Source organism: Microbacterium sp. 5K110, from assembly GCF_005774735.1.
Taxonomy (GTDB): domain Bacteria; phylum Actinomycetota; class Actinomycetes; order Actinomycetales; family Microbacteriaceae; genus Microbacterium.
On the sequence record NZ_VBUM01000032.1, the window covers coordinates 12,355 to 35,487 of the forward strand.

General features: G+C 67.4%; 21 protein-coding genes and 1 pseudogene. 10 read left to right on the plus strand and 12 right to left on the minus strand.

The window, feature by feature from the left end:
- Positions 1-761 precede the first annotated feature (761 nt).
- Positions 762-1,625, minus strand: a complete 864-nt coding sequence (locus tag FE256_RS09190) for an ImmA/IrrE family metallo-endopeptidase (RefSeq protein ID WP_212743503.1) — start codon at positions 1,623-1,625, stop codon at positions 762-764.
- Positions 1,626-2,496: 871 nt separating this feature from the next.
- Here FE256_RS09190 and mobF point away from each other — a divergent pair.
- Positions 2,497-6,033: pseudogene (gene mobF / locus FE256_RS09195) on the plus strand (MobF family relaxase).
- 93 nt (positions 6,034-6,126) lie between these two features.
- Here the strand turns inward: mobF and FE256_RS09200 are convergent.
- The gene (locus FE256_RS09200; RefSeq protein WP_138174923.1) at positions 6,127-7,248 is read right to left on the minus strand and encodes a hypothetical protein; all 1,122 of its coding nucleotides are present in this window, start codon (positions 7,246-7,248) and stop codon (positions 6,127-6,129) included.
- 350 nt (positions 7,249-7,598) lie between these two features.
- On the opposite strand from FE256_RS09200, the gene FE256_RS09205 reads away from it, so the two are divergent.
- A complete protein-coding gene (locus tag FE256_RS09205; protein WP_252370954.1) occupies positions 7,599-8,030 on the plus strand; it encodes a hypothetical protein in 432 nt (143 codons plus the stop codon).
- Between the two features lie 226 nt (positions 8,031-8,256).
- On the opposite strand, the gene FE256_RS09210 is transcribed toward FE256_RS09205, so the two are convergent.
- Entirely contained in the window at positions 8,257-8,739 is a 483-nt protein-coding gene (locus FE256_RS09210; RefSeq protein WP_138174925.1) for a hypothetical protein, read from the minus strand.
- 159 nt (positions 8,740-8,898) lie between these two features.
- Between FE256_RS09210 and FE256_RS09215 the strand changes: the two genes are divergently transcribed.
- The 4 genes from FE256_RS09215 to FE256_RS09230 all read left to right on the plus strand — a co-directional run bounded on the left by FE256_RS09215 (position 8,899) and on the right by FE256_RS09230 (position 12,552).
- On the plus strand, positions 8,899-9,396 hold the full coding sequence (locus FE256_RS09215) for an ATP-grasp domain-containing protein (protein ID WP_138174927.1): 498 nt from the start codon (positions 8,899-8,901) through the stop codon (positions 9,394-9,396).
- Positions 9,393-10,040 (plus strand): hypothetical protein, encoded by a 648-nt coding sequence (locus tag FE256_RS09220; RefSeq protein WP_138174929.1) that lies wholly within the window; start codon positions 9,393-9,395, stop codon positions 10,038-10,040. The genes FE256_RS09215 and FE256_RS09220 overlap by 4 nt, the downstream gene beginning before the upstream one ends.
- Before the next feature lie 389 nt (positions 10,041-10,429).
- Positions 10,430-12,154, plus strand: coding sequence for a ubiquinone-dependent pyruvate dehydrogenase (gene poxB, locus FE256_RS09225; RefSeq protein WP_138174931.1), 1,725 nt, complete (start codon positions 10,430-10,432; stop codon positions 12,152-12,154).
- Positions 12,155-12,192: 38 nt separating this feature from the next.
- On the plus strand, positions 12,193-12,552 hold the full coding sequence (locus FE256_RS09230; protein ID WP_252370955.1) for a barstar family protein: 360 nt from the start codon (positions 12,193-12,195) through the stop codon (positions 12,550-12,552).
- A gap of 39 nt (positions 12,553-12,591) precedes the next feature.
- Here the strand turns inward: FE256_RS09230 and FE256_RS09235 are convergent, their stop codons facing one another.
- Entirely contained in the window at positions 12,592-13,095 is a 504-nt protein-coding gene (locus tag FE256_RS09235; protein WP_252370956.1) for a MarR family winged helix-turn-helix transcriptional regulator, read from the minus strand.
- Between the two features lie 75 nt (positions 13,096-13,170).
- Here FE256_RS09235 and FE256_RS09240 point away from each other — a divergent pair, with 75 nt between their 5' ends.
- The gene (locus FE256_RS09240) at positions 13,171-14,094 is read left to right on the plus strand and encodes a VOC family protein (protein WP_252370957.1); all 924 of its coding nucleotides are present in this window, start codon (positions 13,171-13,173) and stop codon (positions 14,092-14,094) included.
- 128 nt (positions 14,095-14,222) lie between these two features.
- Here FE256_RS09240 and FE256_RS09245 read toward each other — a convergent pair whose 3' ends face one another.
- The 5 genes from FE256_RS09245 to FE256_RS09265 form a co-directional block, all read right to left on the minus strand.
- Positions 14,223-14,420: a hypothetical protein gene (locus tag FE256_RS09245; protein WP_138174937.1), complete on the minus strand. Its 198-nt coding sequence runs from the start codon at positions 14,418-14,420 to the stop codon at positions 14,223-14,225.
- 95 nt (positions 14,421-14,515) lie between these two features.
- Positions 14,516-15,631 (minus strand): mechanosensitive ion channel family protein, encoded by a 1,116-nt coding sequence (locus tag FE256_RS09250; protein WP_212743504.1) that lies wholly within the window; start codon positions 15,629-15,631, stop codon positions 14,516-14,518.
- Between the two features lie 178 nt (positions 15,632-15,809).
- Positions 15,810-16,637 carry a MerR family transcriptional regulator gene (locus FE256_RS09255; RefSeq protein WP_252370958.1) on the minus strand — a complete coding sequence of 276 codons (828 nt, stop codon included), beginning with the start codon at positions 16,635-16,637 and terminating at the stop codon, positions 15,810-15,812.
- A gap of 103 nt (positions 16,638-16,740) precedes the next feature.
- Entirely contained in the window at positions 16,741-17,106 is a 366-nt protein-coding gene (locus tag FE256_RS09260; RefSeq protein ID WP_138174939.1) for a DUF1622 domain-containing protein, read from the minus strand.
- A gap of 123 nt (positions 17,107-17,229) precedes the next feature.
- On the minus strand, positions 17,230-18,975 hold the full coding sequence (locus FE256_RS09265; RefSeq protein ID WP_138174941.1) for a 2-isopropylmalate synthase: 1,746 nt from the start codon (positions 18,973-18,975) through the stop codon (positions 17,230-17,232).
- Between the two features lie 168 nt (positions 18,976-19,143).
- Here FE256_RS09265 and FE256_RS09270 point away from each other — a divergent pair, with 168 nt between their 5' ends.
- Both FE256_RS09270 and FE256_RS09275 read left to right on the plus strand, forming a co-directional pair.
- Positions 19,144-19,812 (plus strand): FadR/GntR family transcriptional regulator, encoded by a 669-nt coding sequence (locus FE256_RS09270; protein WP_138174943.1) that lies wholly within the window; start codon positions 19,144-19,146, stop codon positions 19,810-19,812.
- 13 nt (positions 19,813-19,825) lie between these two features.
- Positions 19,826-20,068, plus strand: coding sequence for a winged helix-turn-helix transcriptional regulator (locus FE256_RS09275; protein ID WP_212743505.1), 243 nt, complete (start codon positions 19,826-19,828; stop codon positions 20,066-20,068).
- A 95-nt stretch (positions 20,069-20,163) separates the two neighbouring features.
- Here FE256_RS09275 and FE256_RS09280 read toward each other — a convergent pair whose 3' ends face one another.
- The 3 genes from FE256_RS09280 to FE256_RS09295 all read right to left on the minus strand — a co-directional run bounded on the left by FE256_RS09280 (position 20,164) and on the right by FE256_RS09295 (position 22,307).
- Positions 20,164-21,000 carry a CPBP family intramembrane glutamic endopeptidase gene (locus FE256_RS09280; protein WP_138174945.1) on the minus strand — a complete coding sequence of 279 codons (837 nt, stop codon included), beginning with the start codon at positions 20,998-21,000 and terminating at the stop codon, positions 20,164-20,166.
- A 392-nt stretch (positions 21,001-21,392) separates the two neighbouring features.
- The gene (locus FE256_RS09290; protein WP_138174947.1) at positions 21,393-21,845 is read right to left on the minus strand and encodes a hypothetical protein; all 453 of its coding nucleotides are present in this window, start codon (positions 21,843-21,845) and stop codon (positions 21,393-21,395) included.
- 21 nt (positions 21,846-21,866) lie between these two features.
- On the minus strand, positions 21,867-22,307 hold the full coding sequence (locus FE256_RS09295) for a DUF2000 domain-containing protein (protein ID WP_138174949.1): 441 nt from the start codon (positions 22,305-22,307) through the stop codon (positions 21,867-21,869).
- A gap of 48 nt (positions 22,308-22,355) precedes the next feature.
- On the opposite strand from FE256_RS09295, the gene FE256_RS09300 reads away from it, so the two are divergent.
- The coding region (locus FE256_RS09300; protein WP_138174951.1) for a helix-turn-helix transcriptional regulator at positions 22,356-23,133 on the plus strand (778 nt) is incomplete at its 3' end.

Genomic DNA, 23,133 nt, shown 5'->3' on the forward strand with positions numbered 1-23,133 from the left:
ATGCGCGGGGCGGCGAACATCTTCACCGTGCGCATCGATGGCCGGTACGCATCCCAGGGTGGTGTGCGACCGGCGATGAAGTCGACGAGGACGCCGTGCAGTTCTCGTGCGAGCTCGCGGGGCGCGTCGTCCAGCTGGCCCGCGAGTTCCGGTGCGGTGGGGGCAAGGGCGGCGACGTCGTCCTGGATGAAGGGCCGAGGTGAACCCCAGAATCCTCGCCCTGGGCATGCCGAAATCGCGATTCTCTATCAACGCTTTCCTCGCCGTCACGGCCATCGCCACCGCGCTCTGCATCCCGGACATCGTGACGCGGTTCTCCACAGAAGACCGCGGAGGAGCATGGCAACTCCCTGAGTTGAGTTGAGTTGAGTTGAGTTGAGGAGCGTCGACTCGCAGAACGGGCTAAGACGAGGGCGGCCCGAGTTGCGAGAACAGCGACCCGACCCGGAGGCGGCCGCCGGTATTCGCTTCGTTCGGCTCGCGCGTGAGAACTCCAGCGGATTGCTGCTCCTCTCAGGCCTTTGGCTAGCACTGGCTTCGTGAGCGACGTGGTCACTCGCAAGGTGCTTGCGGGCCACCCAACACCTTGCCACGCGCTTGTTCTGCGCCCCCTTGCCGGCCCGCGGGGCCCGCCCTCCTCAGAGTCGCCACGCCTATTGCAGATCGAGGTAGATCCTCGCGCGCTACACACCCCGGTGCGGGTTCATCTGGTTGGAATGGGCGCGAGCGTGCGGCTCAAACGTACAACGGTAAGTCTGCGATTACGCGGCAAGCTGATTGTCGATTTGGTGTCCGATGACGAATTCGCTTACGCCGAATGCTTGAGCGGCATGCGCTTGCGACTCCTCGCTGAAGTCTCCGCGCAGCATCTCGCGCACTCCTTCCGCGGGAGCAAGAAACTCGGCGGCAAATGCTCGCTCGAGTTTGTCGGTGTATCGGGAACTCCGAGTCAGAAGTGACGATCTTGTTTGCGGATCTGTGATTCTACGAGCAAGTGTTCGTGCGCCGATGAACCTACCTCGCGGAGCGAGCGGATCGATGTTAGGCCCGACGACCGCAGACGCGGTGTCGCTGTCTATCTTCGCAAGTGCTTCTATGTTGCCTGGCGGAGGCGCGGAGACGCTTGTGAGGGCCACAAAATCCTCGATCGCGACCCTGTGGGTGAGCGAGAGCCCAAGTTGCTCGCGAAGAGAGAGTGCGCGCCTATAGCCTTCACGCCACGGCGCTGCACCAGAGACGCTCACTAGCGGCTCGACGGCAGGAAGTGATCGCTGCTGACGGGGGAGTGATGGCGCTTCACGGCTAAGTGCATCGTGCATCCAATGCTCTGCCGATTCGAGCGCGGAGAAAGGAACCGCCCGTGCGAGGTCCGCGAGGAGCATCTCGTCGTGGAGTGCTTCGCCCGCAGATAGAAGTAGCTGCGCCTCATCGTCTCCGATGTTGTAGGGGTCGAACCCCCAAGCCGCTGCAACCGTAGCGAACTGCCGCTCGTCGTCGTCCGCGCCCTGGATTACCGACCACTCGTCCTGCAATAAGGTCCCAGAGATGCCGACATCCTCTAGGCGGCGCACGGTGCTGTCGATGAATCGGCCTAGAGATCGACGTACTTCGTCAGCGTCAAGCACGGCGCTAATGGAACTGAGTGTGCGTACCCTTGAGCTTGCGTCGTAGTGGGGCGTTGCTCGGATCCACATTTGCTGTCGGTCTGAACGGAGCGTCATCGCAGGCCATGGGAAACCGTCGCCGGCCCCAGCGAGATTGAGGCCTGCGTAGTCGGGGAGGTGCGACGGGGTATCGAGCGCCCACCAATTCAGTGCAAGCCACTCTGCAAGCGGATAGGCGGCGACATCGATCCTTTCTCGAACCTGGCCGGGACTCTCGCGCTCCTTGACGAGAGTGGCAGTCTCATCTCCGACGGCGATGCGAAGCTCGCCCCATGTTGCGCGCAATTCCGGCGCTCGTACTCCGGGCGCAGACTCCCAGTTGCATTCAATCGTGAAGCTCATGAAGCGCGCTCCAGAAGTTCACGAGGGACACTCTCTTCAGTGACGGGATAACCCTTGTAGCTGCCCGAGGCAGCGTTCACGAGGCGCGCTTCGAACCACCGATCCTGCCGCTTGTCCCAGACGTATCGAGGAAACGTGCCTTGGTCTCGGTAGGCACTGACGTTTCCCTGAAGGATTGCTTCACGCAACCATTCCCGTATCGATTCAGCGTTGTTGAGCTCTTTGGGGCATGGTGTCGCGTCCGACCGAAGCTTCGGTCGTCCGGCGAATGAGGGATACGTCTTGTGTTCGGGAGAACCGACGTACGTGACGCTGTTCGCCCATTCTTCCAGCTCGCGAGGCTCCGGAGTGGTCGCCAGAGACTGCGGCCGCGCTCGCTTTCTACCAGGAGTCCTCACCGTCTGATTCTACGCGGGTCCCGTGCGCTCATGGAGGAGCTGCTCACCTCAGCATCGAGGAGGTCATAGCGATGACAGTGTCCATGTGAGTGATGAGCGCTGGTGACGGGTACAAGTACCTGCTGCGCACCGTCGCGGCCGGCGACGGCAACAGGTCGCTCTCGACCCCGCTGACCCGGTATTACAACGCTTAGGGCACCCCGCCGGGCCGCTGGCTCTGCGCCGGGGTCGCCGGGCTCGGCGGCCCGCGGATCGCGGAGGGCGATCAAATCTCCGAAGTCCAGCTCCAACTTCTTATCGGTATGGGCCGTGACCCGGTCACCGGGGAACCTCTCGGCCGCGCCTATTCCGAGTACCGCACGGTGGCGGAGCGGATCAAGGTCCCGCACCGCTGTGCTCGATCCTGAGCTCGGGCCGGTCTCCCGTGCCGAGGCAGCCGCCGCCATCGAGGCCGAGGAGGACGAGCGCGGGACGCGACGAGCGGTCGCGGGGTTTGACTTCACGTTCTCGATACAGAAATCCGCGAGCGTGCTGTGGGCGGTCGCGGATGCCGGGACGCAGGCATTGATCGCGGACGCGCATCGTGCGGCGATTGCGGAGGTGGTTGCGTTCATGGAGCGAGAGGTTGCGGCCACCCGCACGGGCGCGACCGGCCGCGACGGCGCGGTTGCACAAATCGACGTTCGCGGTCTGGCTGCGACGGCGTTCGATCACTACGACAGCAGGGCGGGCGACCCGCATTTGCACACGCACGTCGTCATCAGTAACAAGGTGCAGACCGTCCTCGATGGCAAGTGGCGGTCGTTGGACGGGCGGCCGATGCACGCCGCCGTGGTCGCGCTCTCCGAGCTGCACGAGGCGGTCTTCGCTGACCACTTCACCCGGTCGTTTGGCGTCTCGTGGGAGGCGCGCGACATGGGCCGCGACCGCAACCCCGCGTGGGCGATCACCGGGGTGCCCGAGGCGCTGATTAAGGAGTTCTCGACGCGTGCCCGGCACATCGACACCGAGACCGACCGACTCATCGAGCGTTACGTCGAGTCGCATGGGCGGCGGCCGTTGCCGGCGACGATCATGAAGCTCCGCGCCCAGACCACGCTCTATACTCGTCCGGAGAAGGAGGTGCGGTCGCTGGCCGACCTAACGGATTCGTGGCGGGAACGGGCCGGGAGGGTGCTCGGGAGGATGCGACCTCGTGGGCGCGCGGCGTGACGGCGAACGATGAGCCGTTGCTGTTGCGCGCCAACGACGTGCCTTTGAACGTGATCGACTCGCTCGGGGCAGACGTCCTGGCTGCGGTCGGTGAGAAGCGCTCCACTTGGCATCGCTGGAACCTCACCGCCGAGGCCGCGCGGCGGACAATGGCCTACCGGTTCGCGTCGCCCGAGGACCACGAAGCCATCGTCGGAATGGTCGTTGACGCTGCCGAGGCAGCCTCGCTGCGGCTGACCCCGCCGGAGCTCGCATCCAGCCCTGCGGTGTTCCGCCGCCCGGACGGCACGAGTGTGTTCCGTCCGAAGCACTCCGCGCTGTTCTCCTCCGAGGTGCTGCTGGCCGCCGAAGACCGCCTCCTCGAGCGCGCCCGCACCACCACGGCGCCGACGGTGCCGCTGACGACCGTCGAACGAATCACGAAACGCCCCGACAGTAAGGGCCGGATGCGCGGTGACGACCAGGCTGCCGCGTTGACGAAGATCGCGCTCTCAGGCCGGATGGTAGATGTACTGGTCGGCCCGGCCGGTGCGGGGAAGACGACGGCGATGTCGGCGCTGCGGCGGGCGTGGGAGCACGAGCACGGGCGCGGCAGCGTGGTCGGGCTCGCGCCGTCCGCAGTCGCCGCGCAGGTCCTGGCCGATGACCTCGGCATCCAGACCGAGAACACAGCCAAGTGGCTCGACACCCACGACCGCACCGGAGAGACGTTTCGCAAGGGACAGCTCGTCATCGTCGACGAGGCGTCCCTGGCGGGCTCGCTCTCCCTCGACCGCATCACCACCTTGGCGGCGGAGGCGGGGGCGAAGGTGCTGCTGGTCGGGGATCACGCCCAGCTCCAGTCCGTCACCGCCGGCGGCGCGTTCTCCCTCCTCGTTCACGACCGCGACGACGCCCCGGAGCTGGTCGACGTGCACCGGTTCGTCAACCTGTCGGAGAAGACCGCATCGCTCGCGCTGCGGCACGGCCGCACCGACGTCATCGACACCTACGCCGAGCACGGCCGCGTGATCGGCGGGGAGACCGAGGCGATGATCGACGCCGCCTACACCGCCTGGCGTACGGACACTCTCGCCGGGCGGGCCAGCGTCCTCGTGACCGACTCGAACGAGTCCGTCCAGGCGCTCAACAACAGGGCGCGGGCTGATCTGATCCTCGACGGCACCGTCAATGCCCGCCGCGAGGTCGAACTGCACGACGGCACGAGAGCCGCGACCGGGGACACGGTCATCACCCGCCGCAACGACCGCCGCCTGCGCGCGGGCCGGTCCTGGGTCCGTAACGGCGATAGGTGGACGGTCACCGAGGTCCGTGACGACGGCGCCCTCACCCTCCGCCGCGCAGGGCGCAAGTGGGGTACCTCGGTCGTGGTCCCGGCGGAGTAGGCGGCCGAACATCTCGACCCCGGCTACGCTGTCACTTCCTTCCGGGCGCAGGGCATCACGGTCGACTCCTCGCACGTTCTGGCGGATGCGTCGATGACCAGAGAGACGTTCTACGTCGCTATGACCCGTGGCCGCGAAGAGAACATCGCCTACGTCGCTGTCGACAAGCCCGACCCTGCCCACGACGGCCCGCACCCCGGCGACAACACCGGAGCGACGGCCCGCTCGGTGCTGTTCGGAGTACTGCAGCACGTCGGCGCCGACCTCTCGGCGCACGAGACGAGCACCGTCGAGCAGGACGCCTGGGCCTCGATCGCGCAGCTCGCCGCAGAGTACGAGACCCTGGCCGCTGCCGCGCAACACGACCGTTGGGCCGCACTCATCCGATCGTCGGGGCTCAGCGTCGACGACGCAGACGACGTGATCGCCTCACCGGCGTTCGGAGCGCTGACCGCCGAGCTGCGGCGGGCCGAGGCGAACCAGCACGACGTCGAGACCCTTCTGCCGCGCCTCGTGCGGGCGCGCGGGTTCGGGGACGCCGACGACATCGCCGCGGTCCTGCAATACCGCGTCGCAAAGGCGACCGCGCGGCCATCAGGGTCCGGGCGGTCGCGAAACGCACCACGCTTGATCGCCGGTCTCATCCCCGAAGCCACTGGCACCGTGCCGTCCGAGATGCGGCAGGCGCTGACCGAGCGACGCGACCTCATCGGGACCCGGGCCGATGCGCTCCTCGACATCGCGCTCACCGAGAAGCACGGGTGGATCACTAAGCTCGGCGTCCAGCCGAAGCAGGCACGAGCGGCCCAAGCATGGCGAAACGCCGCTCGCACCATCGCCGCCTACCGCGACCGCTACGGCGTCACTGGGCCTGCACCGCTCGGAGTACCTGCCGAGACCGAGACGCAGAAGCTCGACGCCGCCCGCGCCCCTACGGCGCTCGACCGGGCGCAGAACCTCGCCCAGGCTGAGCAGCCCGACCAGGAGCACGCCCGGCGCAACGCGCCACAGCACGTCAGGCCGTCGCTGTAGGCGATACTGGCGGCAACCTCGGGCTCGGCCCACGTGGTGATCTCCTGCTCAATTGCTCTAGGCGATCGGATCACGCAGTTGATGGGTGCGTAACTAACCGGTATAGAAGCCTCGGAATGCCCAGTTGGGCGTGGTGGGGTCACCCTGAGCGATGGTCCATCCCTCGCTTAAAACCCACGGCGGCGACGCGGGTTTCGCCGGGCTGTCCCAGGTCCATCGCTGGTCAGGAATGGGGCGGCTGACGACGTCGGGCATGGCCAGAGCCGAGCCGAGGAACTGACCGCCCGGAGATCGGAATGTCCACATCACGCGGTCATGCTCAACTACGGGCAGATCGAAGTTTCTACGGGACAGACCTCGCTTTTCCAGGTGGGCATGAGCTCGCTCGACGGCGGCCCGGTGTTCGAGGGTCCGCTCGAAAGCGATCTGGTTGTAAACCCAGGTCTCGAAGTCAGCACGGAACATGTAGAGCTCCTCCAGACCGCGGTCGTCTAGCAAGCGCCCGTTCGCGTCACGTCCCGACCGGCTGCTCTTCTCCCGATCGCGAACTCGACGCCACCGTCGTGCTCGATCATCCGCACGAGACTCAAGATGCTCCGCCAGCGCTCCGACCAGGACCAGAGTCTTGGTCGAGTTCACCTTGGTAGCGAACGAAAGGTCCTGGCCGTGGATCACCCCATGACGAGAGACGAGCCCGTACCGGCCTACCTTGTCGACTGGCTGGCTGAACGCTCGACGCACGGCCGGCAGGTTCCCTTCGATGCCAGCAAGAGTGGAGTCGTCGGTGTAGTCCGCCTCGGTTGGCGCCGCGTTTGCTTTGAAGAAGGTGGTCCCCACCACCTCTCTTGTGATCCCATCGATCTGAGTAAGAGTCAGCGTGATGGCTGCTGCGAAGCGACCCTCCTGGTGGCACTGGATGGCTTCGTTGATAAGAGTTTGGCGTTGCTGACTGCGTCGCTGGAACTCGAGATCGATGCCCCGCCCAAATCGACCCAACGGCATCGCGATGTTCCTGAGAAGAACCGGTTGCTCGGTATTCCATACGTTGGTGATGGCCTGGTCGGTCTCCTGCTGAGAGGCTCCCTCTCGCGAGAGAGCGAGGATTCGCCGCGACTGCTCCAGGTGCCAGTGCCCGAAGAACGCCCATCCTGCCGGTGCGAATGCCGCAGCCATCTCTCGTGCTTCGTCGGCGAACGGCGACTCTCGAACGTGCATGCTTCGATTCTGCCCTTTGGCGGCCGTGGGGCTTCGTCCGCAGCGATGAGCATGTCCGTGACGGAGTGGTCGGGTTCCAATGCTGCGGCAAGGGCGACGGGCGCGGAGTGCTCACCCTTCCCAAGAGAAACGACCGTGACGACCGTACCCGGCTCTCGTCAGACTGCGCCAGCCAAGCGCATAGCCTCAGCCGGGCGCGAAGCGCGAACCTCTTACGAATGTCACGCGACGGTAGTACCCTGAAAGGGACGCCGATTCCTCCTTGATCTGGCGTCCCTCGCGGATAGGCCCCCGGGCCACTCTCTACGCACTGTCTCAGTCGATCGACAGTGCTACGAGAGGACAACGCCATGATCCGTCTGCTCTGGGCGCTCAGCGCCCACGCCCGCTACTACCTGCGGCGCTACATGCCCACCAACATCGCGCTCGATGCGATCCGCACCCGCCGCGGCCTGAAATGGGGCATCTCCGCGATGCTCCTTGCGGTGCCGTACTTCCTCGCAGCGAACTACTGCCTAACGCTGATCGAGGAGGGCGACCCCGGGTGGCTGAACCTCCTCGTGCTCGTGTTCTGCTGGAACGCGCTCAAATTCCTCGCGATCGGCCCGATCAGCGTCATCCTGATCGTGCGCATCCGCATTCGGGAAGCCTTCGCCGGCCGAGGCGCGCGCCGCCAGCGAGAGGCATTGGAGTCAGCCGAGTCCGCAACAGCAGGCACGGTTGAGGGACGGAACCACGACGGAAAAGACCTAGCCCTAACGACGAGGTTGACGGGACACTGAATACGCTCCGCGAGGCAAAGCTCACCTGTCGGAGCGTCCCAGTAGAGTGTGACCATATCCTGTACATCAACTCAGGGAGCGGCGATGAGTACCTCAGAATCTTTATTCGGGATGCTCGCCGTCAGCGGGCAACGTCCGGAGCCTGAGCCGCGCCCTCGACCCACGCCCTCGACACTTACGGCTACGATCGAGACCTCCGATCACGGGTTCGGATACGTTCCGACGATCATCTCCAGTGTTGGCTGATGTCACTTCGACCTGCCCGGCGATCACTGTTCGTCGAGCTCGCTCGCTCGTCGCCGATCAGAGCGGAGCGAATGCGCGGCACGGCGACGCTCACCGAGTCCATCGAAACGTCCGATTCTGACGAGTCAGTTGCTCCTCTCGTCTTGACCTCTCGCCAGTAACCTTGGTTCTTGAAGCCCCGATCATCATCGGACATCGAGAAGACCCGCACGTTGTAGTAGTTGCAGATGCGCTTGTGGCGCGTGGCCACGGACCGTTCATAGTCGATCTGGAGTCGATCATGGATGATGGCGACGGTTCGGGACTCGTGATCGGCGACACCGGTTGCGTCGTGAACGCGGAGGGAGAGTCGATCGACCTCGATCGTGCCCGCGCCGGATGGTTGCGGCGTTTTCACCGTGCTGATTGGGGCCTCGGGGTTGAAACCGGTTCGGTGGAGGCTCTGGAACTGGGCACGTGGCACTCGGCCTACTCATGGCTGATAGATGCGGCCAACGTCAGCTGGGTTACAGAACCGCGTGCGCTTAGAGGCGCTGAGTCGAAACTCACCCAGTGGCGGACGGCGCGGACACTTGGTGTCCCTTACCCTCGAACGCTGGTAACCACGAGCAGAAGCGCCGTCGTGGCTGCCTTCTCCGGGGAGGTGGTAGTCAAGCCACTCGGGACCGGTCAGTTCGTTGCCGACGGCGACGTCAAGACCGTGTACGCGGAACCAATGATGCCGGACGATGATCGCTTGCGCGCCTTGAGTTCTGCGCCCTTCATCATCCAAGAACGCCTGCATGCATCTAGGCACCTCCGCGTGGTGACCGTTGGAGATCGCGTATGGGCGGCCGCTCTGGACGTGAAATCGAGCGCTCCAGCAGATTGGCGACAGAGTTCGGCTAATCACTCGGATTTCAAAGAAGTCAACGATGTGTCGCCGATTGTTCGGGATGGGGCTGTAGCGGTCGCGCGAGAGCTGGGGTTGGGTTACACAAGTCAAGACTGGATTCAGGAGCCTGATGGCGAGACGTTCCTCATCGATGTGAATCCGGCTGGACAGTGGCTCTTCTTGCCTCGCGTGATTGGTGACGCCGTCGCCGAAGCGATCGCAGATCTATTACTCGTGACCTCATGAGTATGGCGGAGCTTCGTGACGAAGCGCGCATGGTCGCAAGCACAGTAGCTGGACTCCTCTTCGGTAGAACCGTGTGGCTACCGGAAGAGGAGGCGCCCGACACGAAGTGGATTGACGGGACCCACAAGCGAAACATCACCGTCATTCGCGATATCTATCAAGATCGTTTGAAATCCGAATCGGAAGGCATCGAATCTGTGCGGCGCCGTGCTGAGTTCGCGCTCACCGCGATTATCGCTGCGGTAGGGCTCAGCGCAGGTGCTTTCGAGCGACTTTGGGCCGTCACTCCGGACTCTCCCTGGCCGCTCATCATCTGGACTATTGGTGTTCTAATCGTCGTCCTTTCTATCTTGATCTTCGGGGGCGTCGCGGTATCGAAGAAGGTTCTAGGCGTCGTGGACGTCAAAGAATTCGCCCACCTCAAGGACGGACAGCGCGAGGAGCTTCGTCAGTACGTCTGGGCAGCGTACGTGACGTCAAGGACACGTCGCGCGATGGTCACGGTCTTCCGTGATGGGTTCCTGATCGCGTTGCTTGGGTTGGCATTGCTCGCAGTCGCTCACGCCGTATCGTGGGCAGTTCCGCTGGATGACACTCCCGCGCCCGTAGTCGTCAACATCATTAGTCCTTCTCCCACTCCATAAATGGACGTCGAAGTGACTACGTTCACAGGGTTTTGGGTCCTAGAAGGTGCCGGTCGGTGCCAGGAACCCGCTTCAAGTGTCGCAGGTTCAAATCCTGTCATCCCGACAAGAATGACGAAGGGTCCGCCTGATGGGCGGGCCCTTCGTCGTTGCCGCGAGAGGCCGATCGGCCGGCTGTCCGTTCGCGTCTGAATACCTGAGCCGGATGCAGATCCGACACGTCGCGACCGCCTCTCCACCCCCGTGTCGGGGCGTCCTCCGGCGCGCGATCGACCGACCATGGCCCCCGCAGGGCCAAACCGCGGCAACCGGGGCAGGCGTAGCGTGAGTCACGGGAGGCATCACCGACACGACCGAACGCCTCCGCACCCTCGCCGAAAGGAACACCCGTGACCACCGTCGCCGAGAACATCGTCGCCCTCCTTCGCCGTCAGAACGTCGCTCGCGTCTACGGTCTCCCCGGAGATTCACTGAACGGCTTCACGGATGCCATTCGCCGAGACGGTGTGATCCAGTGGGCGCACGTGCGGCACGAGGAGGGGGCGGCTTTCGCCGCGGCGGCCGAGGCGGAGCTGACGGGCGAGTTGGCGGTCTGCGCGGGCAGCTGCGGCCCCGGCAACCTCCACCTCATCAACGGTCTCTACGATGCCAACCGCTCACGTGTGCCGGTGCTGGCCATCGCGGCGCACATTCCGACGGCCGAGATCGGCACGAACTACTTCCAGGAGACGCATCCGCAGGAGCTCTTCCGCGAGTGCGCGGTCTACGTCGAGTACGTCGCCGATCCGGTGCAGATGCCGCGACTGATGGAGATCGCGATGCGCGAGGCGATCGAGAAGCGGGGTGTCGCCGTTCTGGTGATCCCGGGTGATGTGCTCCTGGCCAAGGCGAAGAACGAGCGTGTCGTCGCGATCGAGCGCGCGACCCCTCGCATCCTTCCCTCCGATGACGAGCTGCGACGTACGGCCGACGTCCTCAACGCCGCCGAGAAGGTCACGATCCTCGCGGGGGCGGGCGTGGCCGGCGCGCACGACGAGGTCGTCGAGCTGGCGGCGCGCCTCCAGGCGCCCGTCGTGCACGCGCTGCGCGGCAAGGAGCACATCGAGTGGGAGAACCCCTACGACGTGGGGATGACGGGACTGCTCGGTTTCTCGTCGGGCTACCGCGCCATGGAGGACGCCGACGTGGTGCTCATGCTCGGCACCGACTTCCCGTACCCGCAGTTCTATCCGCAGCACGCCACCCACATCCAGGTCGACATCCGGGGCGCGCAGCTCGGACGACGGCATCCGGTCGACATCGGTCTGGTCGGCACGGTCCGTGACACTGTCCAGGCCCTGCTGCCGCTGCTGACGGAAGGGAAGTCGACGCGGCACGCCGACGAGGCGCGCGAGCACTACCGCAAGACGCGCGCGAAGCTCGACGACCTCGCGGTTCCCGCGGGGCGCGGCAAGCCGCTGCACCCGCAGTTCGTGGCGCGGACGCTCGACCGGCTCGCCGCCGACGATGCCGTCTTCATTCCCGACGTCGGTTCGCCGGTCGTCTGGGCCGCGCGGTATCTCACGATGACCCGGGAGCGCCGACTGATCGGGTCGTTCTCGCACGGCACGATGGCCAACGCCGTCTCGCACGCGATCGGCGCGCAGGAGGCGTTCCCCGACCGGCAGGTCGTCGCGCTGGCCGGCGACGGAGGGCTGGCGATGCTGCTCGGCGAGCTCATCACGATCGTGCAGAACGAGCTGCCGGTGAAGGTCGTGGTGTTCGACAACTCGTCGCTGAACTTCGTCGAGCTCGAGATGAAAGCCGCGGGCTTCGTCACCTTCGGCACTGACCTGAAGAACCCCGACTTCGCCGCCGTCGCCGAGGCGATCGGGCTGAAAGGCTTCCGGGTCGACGAGTCCGACGACCTCGAGGCGGCCCTGGGTGCGGCCCTGGCCCACGACGGCCCCGCTCTGGTCTCGGTCAACACCGCGCGCCAGGAACTGTCGATGCCCCCGTCGGTGACGCTCGAGCAGGCCAAGGGATTCACGCTGTACGCGATCCGGACGGTGCTCTCGGGGAGAGGCGACGAACTGATCGACCTCGCCGCGACGAACTTCCGGCAGCTGTTCTGAACGCCGGGAAGCGGTCGCTCCGCATCGAGGGGGCACGTGTGCACGGCATCCCTTCTCTGTACCGCGAGCTCAACCGCGTGTTCATGCCCGATGAGGAGTGGACGCTGGGCGAGAGTCTGGATGCGCTCGACGACGTGCTGTACGGCGGGTTCGGGGTGCTCGAGGGTGCCGAACCCGTCCGAGTGGTGTGGGCCGATCACGCTGTGTCGCGTGCAGCACTCGGCGTCGAGACGACCCGCGAGTACTACCGCGCCAAGCTCGCCCGCCCCGATGTGTACGCGCCGGCGCCGGCGCAGCGCGCGATCGACGCGCTCGACGCCGGTGTCGGTGAGACGTACTTCGATCTGGTGCGACGGGTGTTCGCCGACCACGAGAACATCGAGTTGGTGCTGGACTGAGGAGCGAAAGCTGCCGCGGGTCGACGCATTGGCGGGGTCCTACCCCGAGGAGATGCTCCCCGGCGGCGTCTGATCGTCATCGGGGGAGTGGCCGAGCCGCCCGCGGATGACCGCGGTGATCTCGGCGAGCGCGTCGAGCTGCGCCGGGCTGAGCGCGTCGACGACGAGGCGGCGAGCGGTGTCGATGTGACCGGGGGTGGCGTGGATGAGGGCTCGACGGCCTTCGCCGGTGAGTCGGACGTTGGTCGCGCGCCGGTCTTCCGCGCAGGGGAAGCGCTCGACGAGGCCGCGCTTCTCCAACCGGGAGCAGACGTGCGAGAGACGGGGCAGGGTGGATGCCGTCGCCTCGGCGAGCGCGGTCATCCGAAGGGTGCTCCCGGGGGCGAACCGCAGCGCGGTCAGCACGGAGAACTCGAAGTGCGTCATTCGCGAGTCGCGTTGCAACTGCGCGTCGAGTGCGGCGGGGAGGAGCTGGCTCACCGTGACCAATCCGACCCACGCGGCCGACTCCTGCGCGTTCATGCGGGGCGCCTGGAATACCACGCGACCATCCTAGGTTGGTTGTAGCGACAACTAATGGTTCGGTTGTCGCGTCGCACGAGACAGAAGGAGCCCATCGTGGATCATGTACCGGCAAGCGACGCGGCCGAGCCCGCATGGGCGGCACCTGCCGTGCCCACCGCGGGGGCCGCGCCCGACGGCACCCGCATGGACACCGTCGAGCTGCTCGTGAGCGACCTCGACGCGATGACCGAGTTCTACCGACGAGCGGTGACTCTCGACGTCCTCGACCAGGCCGGCCCCACCGCGACGCTCGGGCGCGGCGGCGTCGCGTCGATCGTGCTCCGCCAGGAAAAGGATCTCCCCGGTCGCGACAGCCGCGGTGCCGGGCTCTACCACACCGCGATCGTGTTCCAGGATCAGGCTCGGCTCGCCGCCGCGCTGGCATCCATGGCTCAGCACGCCGGGCGGCTGTACGAGGGATCCGCCGACCATCTCGTCAGTGAGGCGTTCTACTTCCGCGACCCCGAGGGCAACGGCCTCGAGCTCTACCGCGACCGGCCTCGCGACCAGTGGACGATCCACCCCGACGGCACGGTGCAGATGGCGTCGGAGGCCCTCGACCCGAACCAGTTCCTCCAGCGCTGGTACGACCCGGAGGTCGTGGAGAACGGCACGGATGCCACGGCCGCCATCGGACACGTCCACCTCCAGGTCGGTGATATCCCCACCGCTCGCCGCTTCTACGAGGGCATCCTCGGGTTCGACGTGACCGCGGACCTGGGCTCGGCCCTGTTCCTCTCCGCGGGCGGATACCACCACCACCTGGGCATGAACACCTGGCACAGCGCCGGTGCGGGGCCGCGCGCCGCGACCCTCGGGCTCGGCGACGTCCGCATCCTCGTACCCATGCGCGACGACGTGGAGGGTTTTGCTGCGCGTCTGCGCGACCACGGCATCGCCGCGGCGGACGACGGTCGCGTCGTGCGGTTCTCCGACCCGTGGGGGACACGGCTGGCGATCACGCCCGAGCGCGCCTGAGGCACGGAAGCGAGCATCGCACCCGCCCCCTGGACCGATCGGGCTACAGGTCGTCCTTTCCGATTGCGGCCCGTCGAAGGAAAACGACTGGCAGGCTCCGGCGCGCGCGACATTGGTTGTGAGGACGATCAGCACTCGTTCTCACGCGACACGAGTGACCAGATGGCCCCAGGCAGGTCAGCCTCGCGCTGAAGAATGACGTACTCAGTCTGAGGGTGGTTGGAAATCCAGCGCCGCGCATCCTCGAGCGACATTATCTCGTCGGTGACCTCGTCCCCGTTTTTCTCCGACCAGTAGTTCGCGAACTGAACGCGGTACTCCATCACGGGCTCACGTTATCCGAGGGGGCGGAGGCCGGTCCGTATCCGGGTGTTGTGCGTTCTCACCTTCCACCGCTCCCGTCCGACGACCGCCTCAGCACTCAGGCCGAGACACTCGCAGACTCCGGCGCCGAAGGCCCCTGCTCCCGCAGGACCGTGGCATCCATCGGCTTCTCGTCCATCTGCACGCGCTGCAGGGGGAGCGCCTCCGGGTGGGCGGTGCGCACCCACTCGGCGAGCTTTTCCCGCACGAGGCACCGCAGGTCCCACAGTCGGCCGGAGTCGTCGGCGCTGACGAGGATGCGCACCTGCAGCATGCCGCCGACGGCATCCGTCACCTGTACGCCCTGCGCGGCGCGATCCCACAGCTCCGTTTCGGCGAGGATCCGTTCGAGCTCGAGACGCATCTGGTCGACGGGGATGCGCCAGTCGAGGTCGAAGTAGACGGTGCCCAGGAGCGCTCGGCCGAGCTTGGTCCAGTTCTCGAACGGGTTGGTGGTGAAGTATGTGCACGGCAGCACGAGGGTGCGCTGATCCCAGAGTTCCAGCACGACATAGCTGAGCGTGATCTCCTGGATGCGGCCGTACTCGCCTTCGACCACGACGACGTCGCCGACGCGGATCGCCTCGCTGAAGGCGAGTTGCACGCCCGCGAACAGATTGCTCAGCACCGACTGGGCGGCCAGGCCTGCGACGATCGACGCGATGCCAGCGGAGGCGAGCACACTCGCGCCGACGGCGCGCACGGCATCGAACGTCATGAGAATGCCGCCGGCCGCGACGACGACGATCACCACGATCACCAGGCGGCGCACGATCTGCAGCTGGGTGCGGATCTTTCGCGCCGAGAAGGTGTCGCTCTCCACGAGCCGGTAGCGCTGGCTCCCGCTGTCGACGAAGAAGAGGAACAGGTGACCGAGCAACCAGGCCCCCGCGATGATGACCAGGATGCCGAAAAGATGCTCCAGCCCGTCGCGCAGACCCGCGCTCACGGGGAGAGCGGAGATCGACACCGTGAGCGCGAGGAGCAGCAGGGTGATCCGGAACGGCCAGCTCACCCGTTCGTGGAGTTGACCCGCCCACCTCTTCCGGCGACCGATGAGCGTGAGCGAAACGCCCACGACGATCATGATCGCGATCACGACCCCCACGGCCACGCCGGCCACGATCGCGAATCCGCTCCAGCTCTGCCAGTTCTGTTCGATCTCTTCGGTCACACGCGTCCTCCCGATCGGATCTGTCCACGGTAGAGGCGGGCCCCGGGGCGGGGGCAAACGGACGAGCCCGATATCGCGGCGCGCGAACGTGCACGCCGGGATGAGAACCCCACCGGTCGGACAAGGCTCGACAGCGCACGACCCCGGTCGAGCCCGACGGGGGTCGTGGAGGCAGCGATCAGACCTTCTCGACCGGTGCCTGCAGCTCCGTGACCCAGTCCGGACCGGGTTCGTTGCCGGCGGCGTGCAGGTAGACCTCACGGCACGCTCCGATGACCCGGTAGCCGTCGGCGGTGAGCTGCTCCATGAGCGTCGTCCAGGACTGCCCTATGCCGCTCATGTCGCCCCGGTGCAGCAAGGTGGCGGCGGTCTCCATCGCGGGCAGCTCGACGACGTCGTACCCGGCACCCTCGACCGGGTCGGCCTCGGCGGTGTACGACACGTGCACCGAGAAGCGGTCGTCGGCCTCGGCGTCGTACCAGAAGATCCCCGGTTCGATCAGCGGTCGCCCCGCGGCTTTCAGTGCGGTGTCCAGTCCGTAGATGAGTGGTCCGATGACCGGACCGACGTTCTCGGGGCCGAGTCCCGGCGCGTCTACGCGCGCGGCGTAGACGGTGACGGGGGCGACGGGCTTGTAGGTGATGTCCGGCATGGTTGTTCCCTCCAGGATGTGGAGTCGCCGCTCGATGCGTGCGAGGCGCGCTCGGTCTGTCGCGACCGACCGCTCGAGCTCGGCGCGGTGCGCGACCAGGACCGCTCGCAGAGCGACATCCGGCTCGAGAGCGCGAGTGATCTCGGCGATGCGCTCGAGCCCGACACCGAGGTCGCGCAGCTCGACGATCCGCAGCAGCTGCGGCAGCTGGTCGGTCGCGTAGCGGCGATACCCGGTGCGGTCGTCGACAGCCGCGGGCACGAGCAGGCCGATCGCGTCGTAATGACGCAGCATCCGCACGCTCACACGCCCGACGGCGGCGAATTCTCCAATGGTGTACATGACGGAAACCACGTTCGACCCTGACACAGTGTGAGTGTCAAGCGCGAGAGCCACCGGCCACCCACTTCACCCCGTCGCGGGTGCTCGACCACGTCGCGCGGGAGAGCGGATGCCGCTACTCCGGGGTGCCGCGGACCGGATCGGCGGTGGTTTTCTGCCAGGGCCAGCGGCCGGTGATCTCGAGTTCCAGCGACCAGCTGAGGAACGTCCGGATGAGGACGATCGCCGCCAACACCCCGACGCTCGCGAGCGTCGGGGTGACGGCGACGGTGCGGATGATGTCCGCGGCGACCAGCAGCTCCAGGCCGAGGAGGATGGAACGCCCCAGGAACCGACGGAAGCGACTGTAGACATCGGGCTCGCGTCGGAAGGTCCGTTGCGCGGCGAGCACGACGGCGGCGACGACCCCGATCACGATTGCGGCGACGCCCACGGCATCCAGGGATTTTCCGATGCCTTCGATGATCTCCGAGAACTCCATAAGGCAGTTCTAGCCGGGGTCAGTCACGGTGGCGAGCGTCAGCGAGGCGATCCCCGCGCGGACTTCCCCCGCGTCCACGTCGTCGTCGGCGATCCACCGGCGGCCGGGGGTACGCGACGGTCGTCACCGGGCGGACACCTCGCGCGCCGCGGCCACGGCGTTCGCGGCGCGGAGGACGGCATCGAGGGTGGCGGTGAGGGCGGAGCGGTCGCGTCCGGCGGCCCACGCGGGGCCGTCCGGGGCGCGGTATTCGAGGATGGTGAGGGCCTCGGCATCCGCCCCGGAGCGCATCGAGTTCTGGTGGAGCGAGAGGATCTCGACGGGGATGCCGTGGCTCCCGAGGGTCTGAACGAGGGCGTCGATCGCGCCGGCGTCGTCGTGCGTGGAGCGGTGCTCGACGTCGTCGACGCGGACGGTGACGTCGGTTCTGGCCGCGACCTCGTCGATACTCAGCGCGATCAGGCGCACGGGGCCGTCGGCGTCCGCGGGCAGGTACGCGGAGGTGAAGATGCTCCAGACGTCGTCGGCAGTGACCTCGTCGCCGGTCGTATCCGTGTGCCGTTGCACGTGACGCGAGAAATCGATCTGGAGGCGCCGGGGCAGTTCGAGGCCGAACGCGGTCTCGAGCAGGTAGGCGATGCCGCCCTTGCCGGACTGCGAGTTCACGCGGATGACGGCGTCGTAGCTGCGGCCGATGTCGGCGGGATCGATGGGCAGGTAGGGGACCCGCCAGGCGATCTCGCTCTCGTCGCGCCCCTCGGCTGCGGCCCGGGCGCGGTGCTCGGCGAAGCCCTTCTTGATGGCGTCCTGATGCGTACCGCTGAACGCCGTGTGCACGAGGTCGCCGACGTAGGGGTGACGGGGGTGCACGTCGATGCGGTTGCAGTACTCGACGGTGCGGCGGATCTCGTCGATGTCGGAGAAGTCGATCATCGGGTCGACGCCCTGGGCGTGCAGGTTCAGGGCGAGGGTGGCGATGTCGACGTTACCGGTGCGCTCGCCGTTGCCGAAGAGGCAGCCCTCGACGCGCTGAGCACCGGCGAGGACGGCGAGCTCGGCGCAGGCGATGCCCGTGCCGCGGTCGTTGTGGGGGTGCACGGACAGGATGACACCGTCGCGACGGGCGAGGTGGGTGTGCATGTACTCGATCTGATCGGCGTACACGTTCGGCGTGGCGATCTCGACGGTGGCGGGGAGGTTCAGGATGACGGGACGTTCGGGCCTGGCATCCCAGAACTCGGTCATCGCGTCGCAGATCTCGAGGACGTAGTCGGGCTCGGTGAGGGTGAACACCTCGGGGCTGAACTCGAACCGCACGTTCGGCAGGTGCCCGGAGAGCTCCCACACGTCTCTGCCTCCGGCGAGGATCAGCTCGCGCAGCTCGTCACGGCTCTTGCCGAGCACGGTGTCGCGCCAGGTCGGGGCTGTCGCGGTGTACAGGTGGATGACGACGTCGTTGCGGATGCCGCGGATCGACTCTACCGTGCGTTCGATCAGGTCTCGACGTGCGGGCGTGAACACGACGATCGTGACGTCGTCGGGCGCGATGTCGGTGTCGGCGATGAGTCGGACGAAGTCGTAATCGGTCCGGGATGCCGAAGGGTAACCGACCTCGATCTCGGTGTATCCCATCCGCACCATCAACTCGAAGAAGCGGCGTTTGCGGGCGGGGTCCATGGGCTCAGCGAGGGCCTGGTTGCCGTCGCGGAGATCGACGGGAACCCACAGCGGGGCCTGCGTGAGCCGGCGGGTCGGCCAGAGCCGCTCGGTGCCCAGGGGCACCTCGACGCGGGAGTAGACGTCCGCGTACCGGTGCGAGGGCATTCCGGAGGGGCGCTGCCGGTTCCAGGCGGGGGTGGTCGTGGTCATGTCGGTGGTTCCTCTTCGGGTCTTCGAGATGGAGACCGGCGCAGCGTTCGGCTCCACGACGGGGAGCCGGTCCGGCTACGCCCCGCCGTGGCGGCGAAGAAGAAGGGAGGTGACGGTGAGCACGGGTAGACTGTAACACAAGTCCTCAGACAAGTAGAGGAGATGGCGATGACTCAGCTCACACGTGTGCCGCTGGCCGATCAAGCGGCCGACGTGCTCCTTGCGCGGATCCGATCGGGGGAGTGGGCGCTCGGCGCGCGGCTGCCCGGTGAGACGACCCTGGCGCCGCAGCTCGGCGTCGGTCGGTCCACGGTGCGCGAGGCGATCCGCCAGCTCGCCGGCCGTGGCATCCTCGACTCCCGCCAGGGATCGGGTGTGTACGTGACGGCACTGGACGCCCCCGAGGACTGGGAGCAGGTGTTGCGTCGCGCCGACATCGTCACGGTGATCGAGGCGCGCACGGCGATCGAGGTCGAAGCCGCGGCCCTCGCCGCTACACGTCGCACGCCTTCGGATCTCCGCGCGATCCGGCGTGCGCTGGAGGCGCGCACCGTGGCCGGGCAGAGCGTGGAAGAGCACGTGGATGCCGACATGGCGTTTCACCGCACGATCGTCGTCGCCGCGCACAACGAGGTGCTCACCGAACTGTTCGACGGGTTCGTGCCACGCGTGCGGCGCGCGATGGTCGACATGCTCCGTATCCGCCCCGTGGCCGATGCGCACGCCGATCAGGACGCGCACGCGGTGGTCGTGGAAGCGATCGGCGATCGGATGCCGGATGCCGCTGCCCGAGCGACCCGCGCTCACCTCGACGCCCTCAAGTCGGGCTTCGCGTAAGCGGAGTGTCTTCGTGGTCGAGGCGGTGATCGTCGACCGGGCACTGCTGATCATGGCGACGCTGCACGAACGCGACGGAATGCTCACCCGCACCGCCCAGGCGGAAGTGCCGCCGCGAGTCGAATGCGAGCCCACCGATCTCGCCGAGTCCTTGATTCCGCACGCTGTGGCCTTGGCCGATGGGGCGAGCGACCACGTTGCCGCGATCGAAGCGCACCGCGACGAGTTCGACCGCCGCACGGAGAGATGGCGCTGAGCCCGGGACATCCGGACCATGCGGCGGGTCTCCGACGGCCCGATGTCGTCACCGGGGCGAGTCCTCCGAGCCTTGCCCCCTGGCCGTTCTCGCGCTCAACCGCCGACGAGTGCGGGTGTGCGGGCGACCGTCCGTCGGCGCCAGAGCAGCCACGCACACAGCACCCCCTGCGTCATCACGATGCCGCTCACGGTGGAGGCGATGACGCCGGCGGACTGATCGGCCGCAGTCAGCAGGTCGAAGCCGGCGTGCCAGATCAGCACGGGCACGATGCTCCCTCCGGCGCCGAGAGTCATCCACGCCAGCAGGAACGACCCGCAGACGAGGGCCAGCATCCACCCGAGGACGCCGGCCCCCATCTGCGTGTAGGTGGGGTTGAAGAAGAACGCCGGCAGGTGCCAGACGATCCAGACGCCGGCCACGACGAGCGCTGCCCAGAACGCCGAGAGACGCCGCGTCAGCGCGGGGAGCAGCCACCCGCGCCACCCGGACTCCTCGCCCAAACCGAACGTGATCACCCACACCAGGGCGACCAGCGGCCATGACAGTCCGGGAAGCTTGTCGGTTACGCCGAAGAGCGCCGGGTCCGGCCAGGCGCCGGCGACGAGGGCGGCGGTGATCCAGGCGATCAGGAAGTACGCCACGGGCATGCCGATCGCCGCGAGCCACCACACGGGGCGGAACCTCACGGAGAAGGCGCGGCGCGCCCAGGCCCCGAGTCCGCGCGCGCCGCCCTCCCAGAGCGAGGCCGCCACCGCGCCGCACAGCGGACCGACGGAGGCGAGGAAGAACGTCCACGGCATCGCGTCGAGCCCCGGCCCCCGGGCCTGGAGGAGGATCGGCATCCAGATCGCCCACGTCACCGCGAAGGCGACGACGAGGAAGACCAGGAGGCCGCCGGAGCGGTCCTCTCGCTGCGGGACGGTGGTCATGTCGGGCTCCTTTCACGACAAGCGTTCCCTCCGCCGCTCCCCGGCGAGGGGACTTTCGCCCCTCGCCGGTGTTCGGTCGAGGGCGGGGAGATCCGCGGTGCTTCTGCGCCGCCGGCGGCGGTCCGGCCACCACCACGCGCTCCTTCCCCGCAGCGTCATGATGGCCAGAACGAGCAGCATCCGGACCACCGTGGCATCCACGCACACCGCCACGGCCGGCCCGACGCCAAAGACCCTGATCACGGGGTGGGGCTGAACGTGAAGCTGAGGAACACGGCGATCATGATGATCGCGGCGGCCGAGATGACGCCGCCGGTATCGGCGAGCCCCCGCGTGACCGCGTCCTTCGGTGTCGCTCCGCGCAGCCAGGCCCTGCGCGCGGGGTGTGCGCCTCAGCCCTGCGTCCGGAGCGCCCGGGCGACGGCCAGCGACGTGGGGATGTGGCCCGCGGCCAGCGCGCCCGCGGCGAGGACGAGCCAGATCATGCCGAGCCAGGCCCCCGCGGTCGCGAAGACCGCGACCGGTAGTACCGCCATCGGCACGGGCACCGGACCCCACCGGCGGTAGAGCAGTCCCGGGTCACGCCGTCGCACGTAGCGGCCCCACAGCACCAGGTAGGCCGCGAGGAACATCGCCATCGGCACCGCCCACGCCCAGGTCAGCGGCGCGGGCAGCACGATGACGGGAATCACGAGACATGCGGCCTGTCCGGCGCGTTCGAGCGCCGACAGCACGGGGGAGACCCGCACGGTGGGCAACGGATGCCGCGGCGGCAGCGCGAGGAGCAGAAGGCTCGGGGCCAGCACCGTCACGGCGATCGCCAGCCCCCACGGCGAGAATCCCACGGGGCGAGGCTAGCGTGTGGCTCAGTCGTGGAAGCGCGCGCCCTTCACGATGCGGTCCACGACGTTGCGCGGGCCGCGCAGGGCGATGCCCACGAGATCCAGATCGTCGGATGCCACACGCGCCACGGCCGCACGGTTGGCGGCGTCGTGAGGAGTGGCGAAGAGGTCGCGGGTATAGATCGCGAGCGCGACGTCGTCGCGTGCCGACGCCTTCGCCCGGGCGCGGCCGAGCAGATCGTCGTCCGCGGTCATGACGAGCACCGGCTGGCGGAGCATCGGCAGATAGCGCACGCCATCGGCATCCACGTAGGGCTCGCCGACGAGGTCGGGCTCGCTCGTCGCGATCCCGGACAGGAGGAACGCGGTGACGTTGAGCTCTTGCCACGACGCCAGGTTCCCTCCGAGGACGACGACGACCTTCGTGTCGAAATGCGGTGCGGCGGTGGGGGTGTCTGCGGTCATTCGTCCAGCATCGGGCGTGGGCCGCCGGGCGTCTTGTACGTTTCTTGCATGATCGATCGGGTGCGGGCGTGGCATCCGGACGTCCCTCTCCTGCGCGAGGTCTATCACGCGAGCTTCGATCACGCCTACCCGCTGCACACCCACGACGACTGGGCCGTGATGCTCGTCGATCGGGGAGCCGTCACGTACGGTCTCGATCGCGTCGAGCATCTCGCGGCTCCCGGCGCCCTCACGCTCCTCCCGCCGGGGATCCCGCACGACGGGCGCTCCGCGGTCTCCGGCATCGGATATCGCAAGCAGGTGCTCTACGTGCGCCGCGACTGGCTGCCGGACGATACCGCCGGTCGGGTCGCGCATCGCCCCACCCTCGCGCACGGATCCGCCGAGGAGGCGACGCGGCGGGTGCACGCCGCCCTGCGGCATCCCGGCGACGAGATGGCTGCCGAGCACTGGTTGCTCGCGGTGCGGGACGCGGTCCTCACCCACACCGGCAGCGCGGCCGCGCCCGCGCGCGACGCCCCGCTCGCGCGGCGGCTGCGCTCGCTGCTGGACGACCGGTTCACGGAGTCGTTCACGATCGCCGCCGCCGCGCGCGAACTGGGTGCCCACCCGAGCCACCTTGTGCGGGAATTCTCGCGTGCCTACGGCATGCCGCCGCATCGCTACCTCGTGACCCGGCGAGTCGACGCGGCGCGGCGGTTGCTCCTCGACGGAGACCGCCCCGCGGACGCCGCCGTGCGCGCCGGCTTCCACGATCAGGCCCACCTCACCCGGCACTTCCGGCGGGTGCTGGGGGTGACCCCTGCGCTGTTCGCGGGGCGGGTGG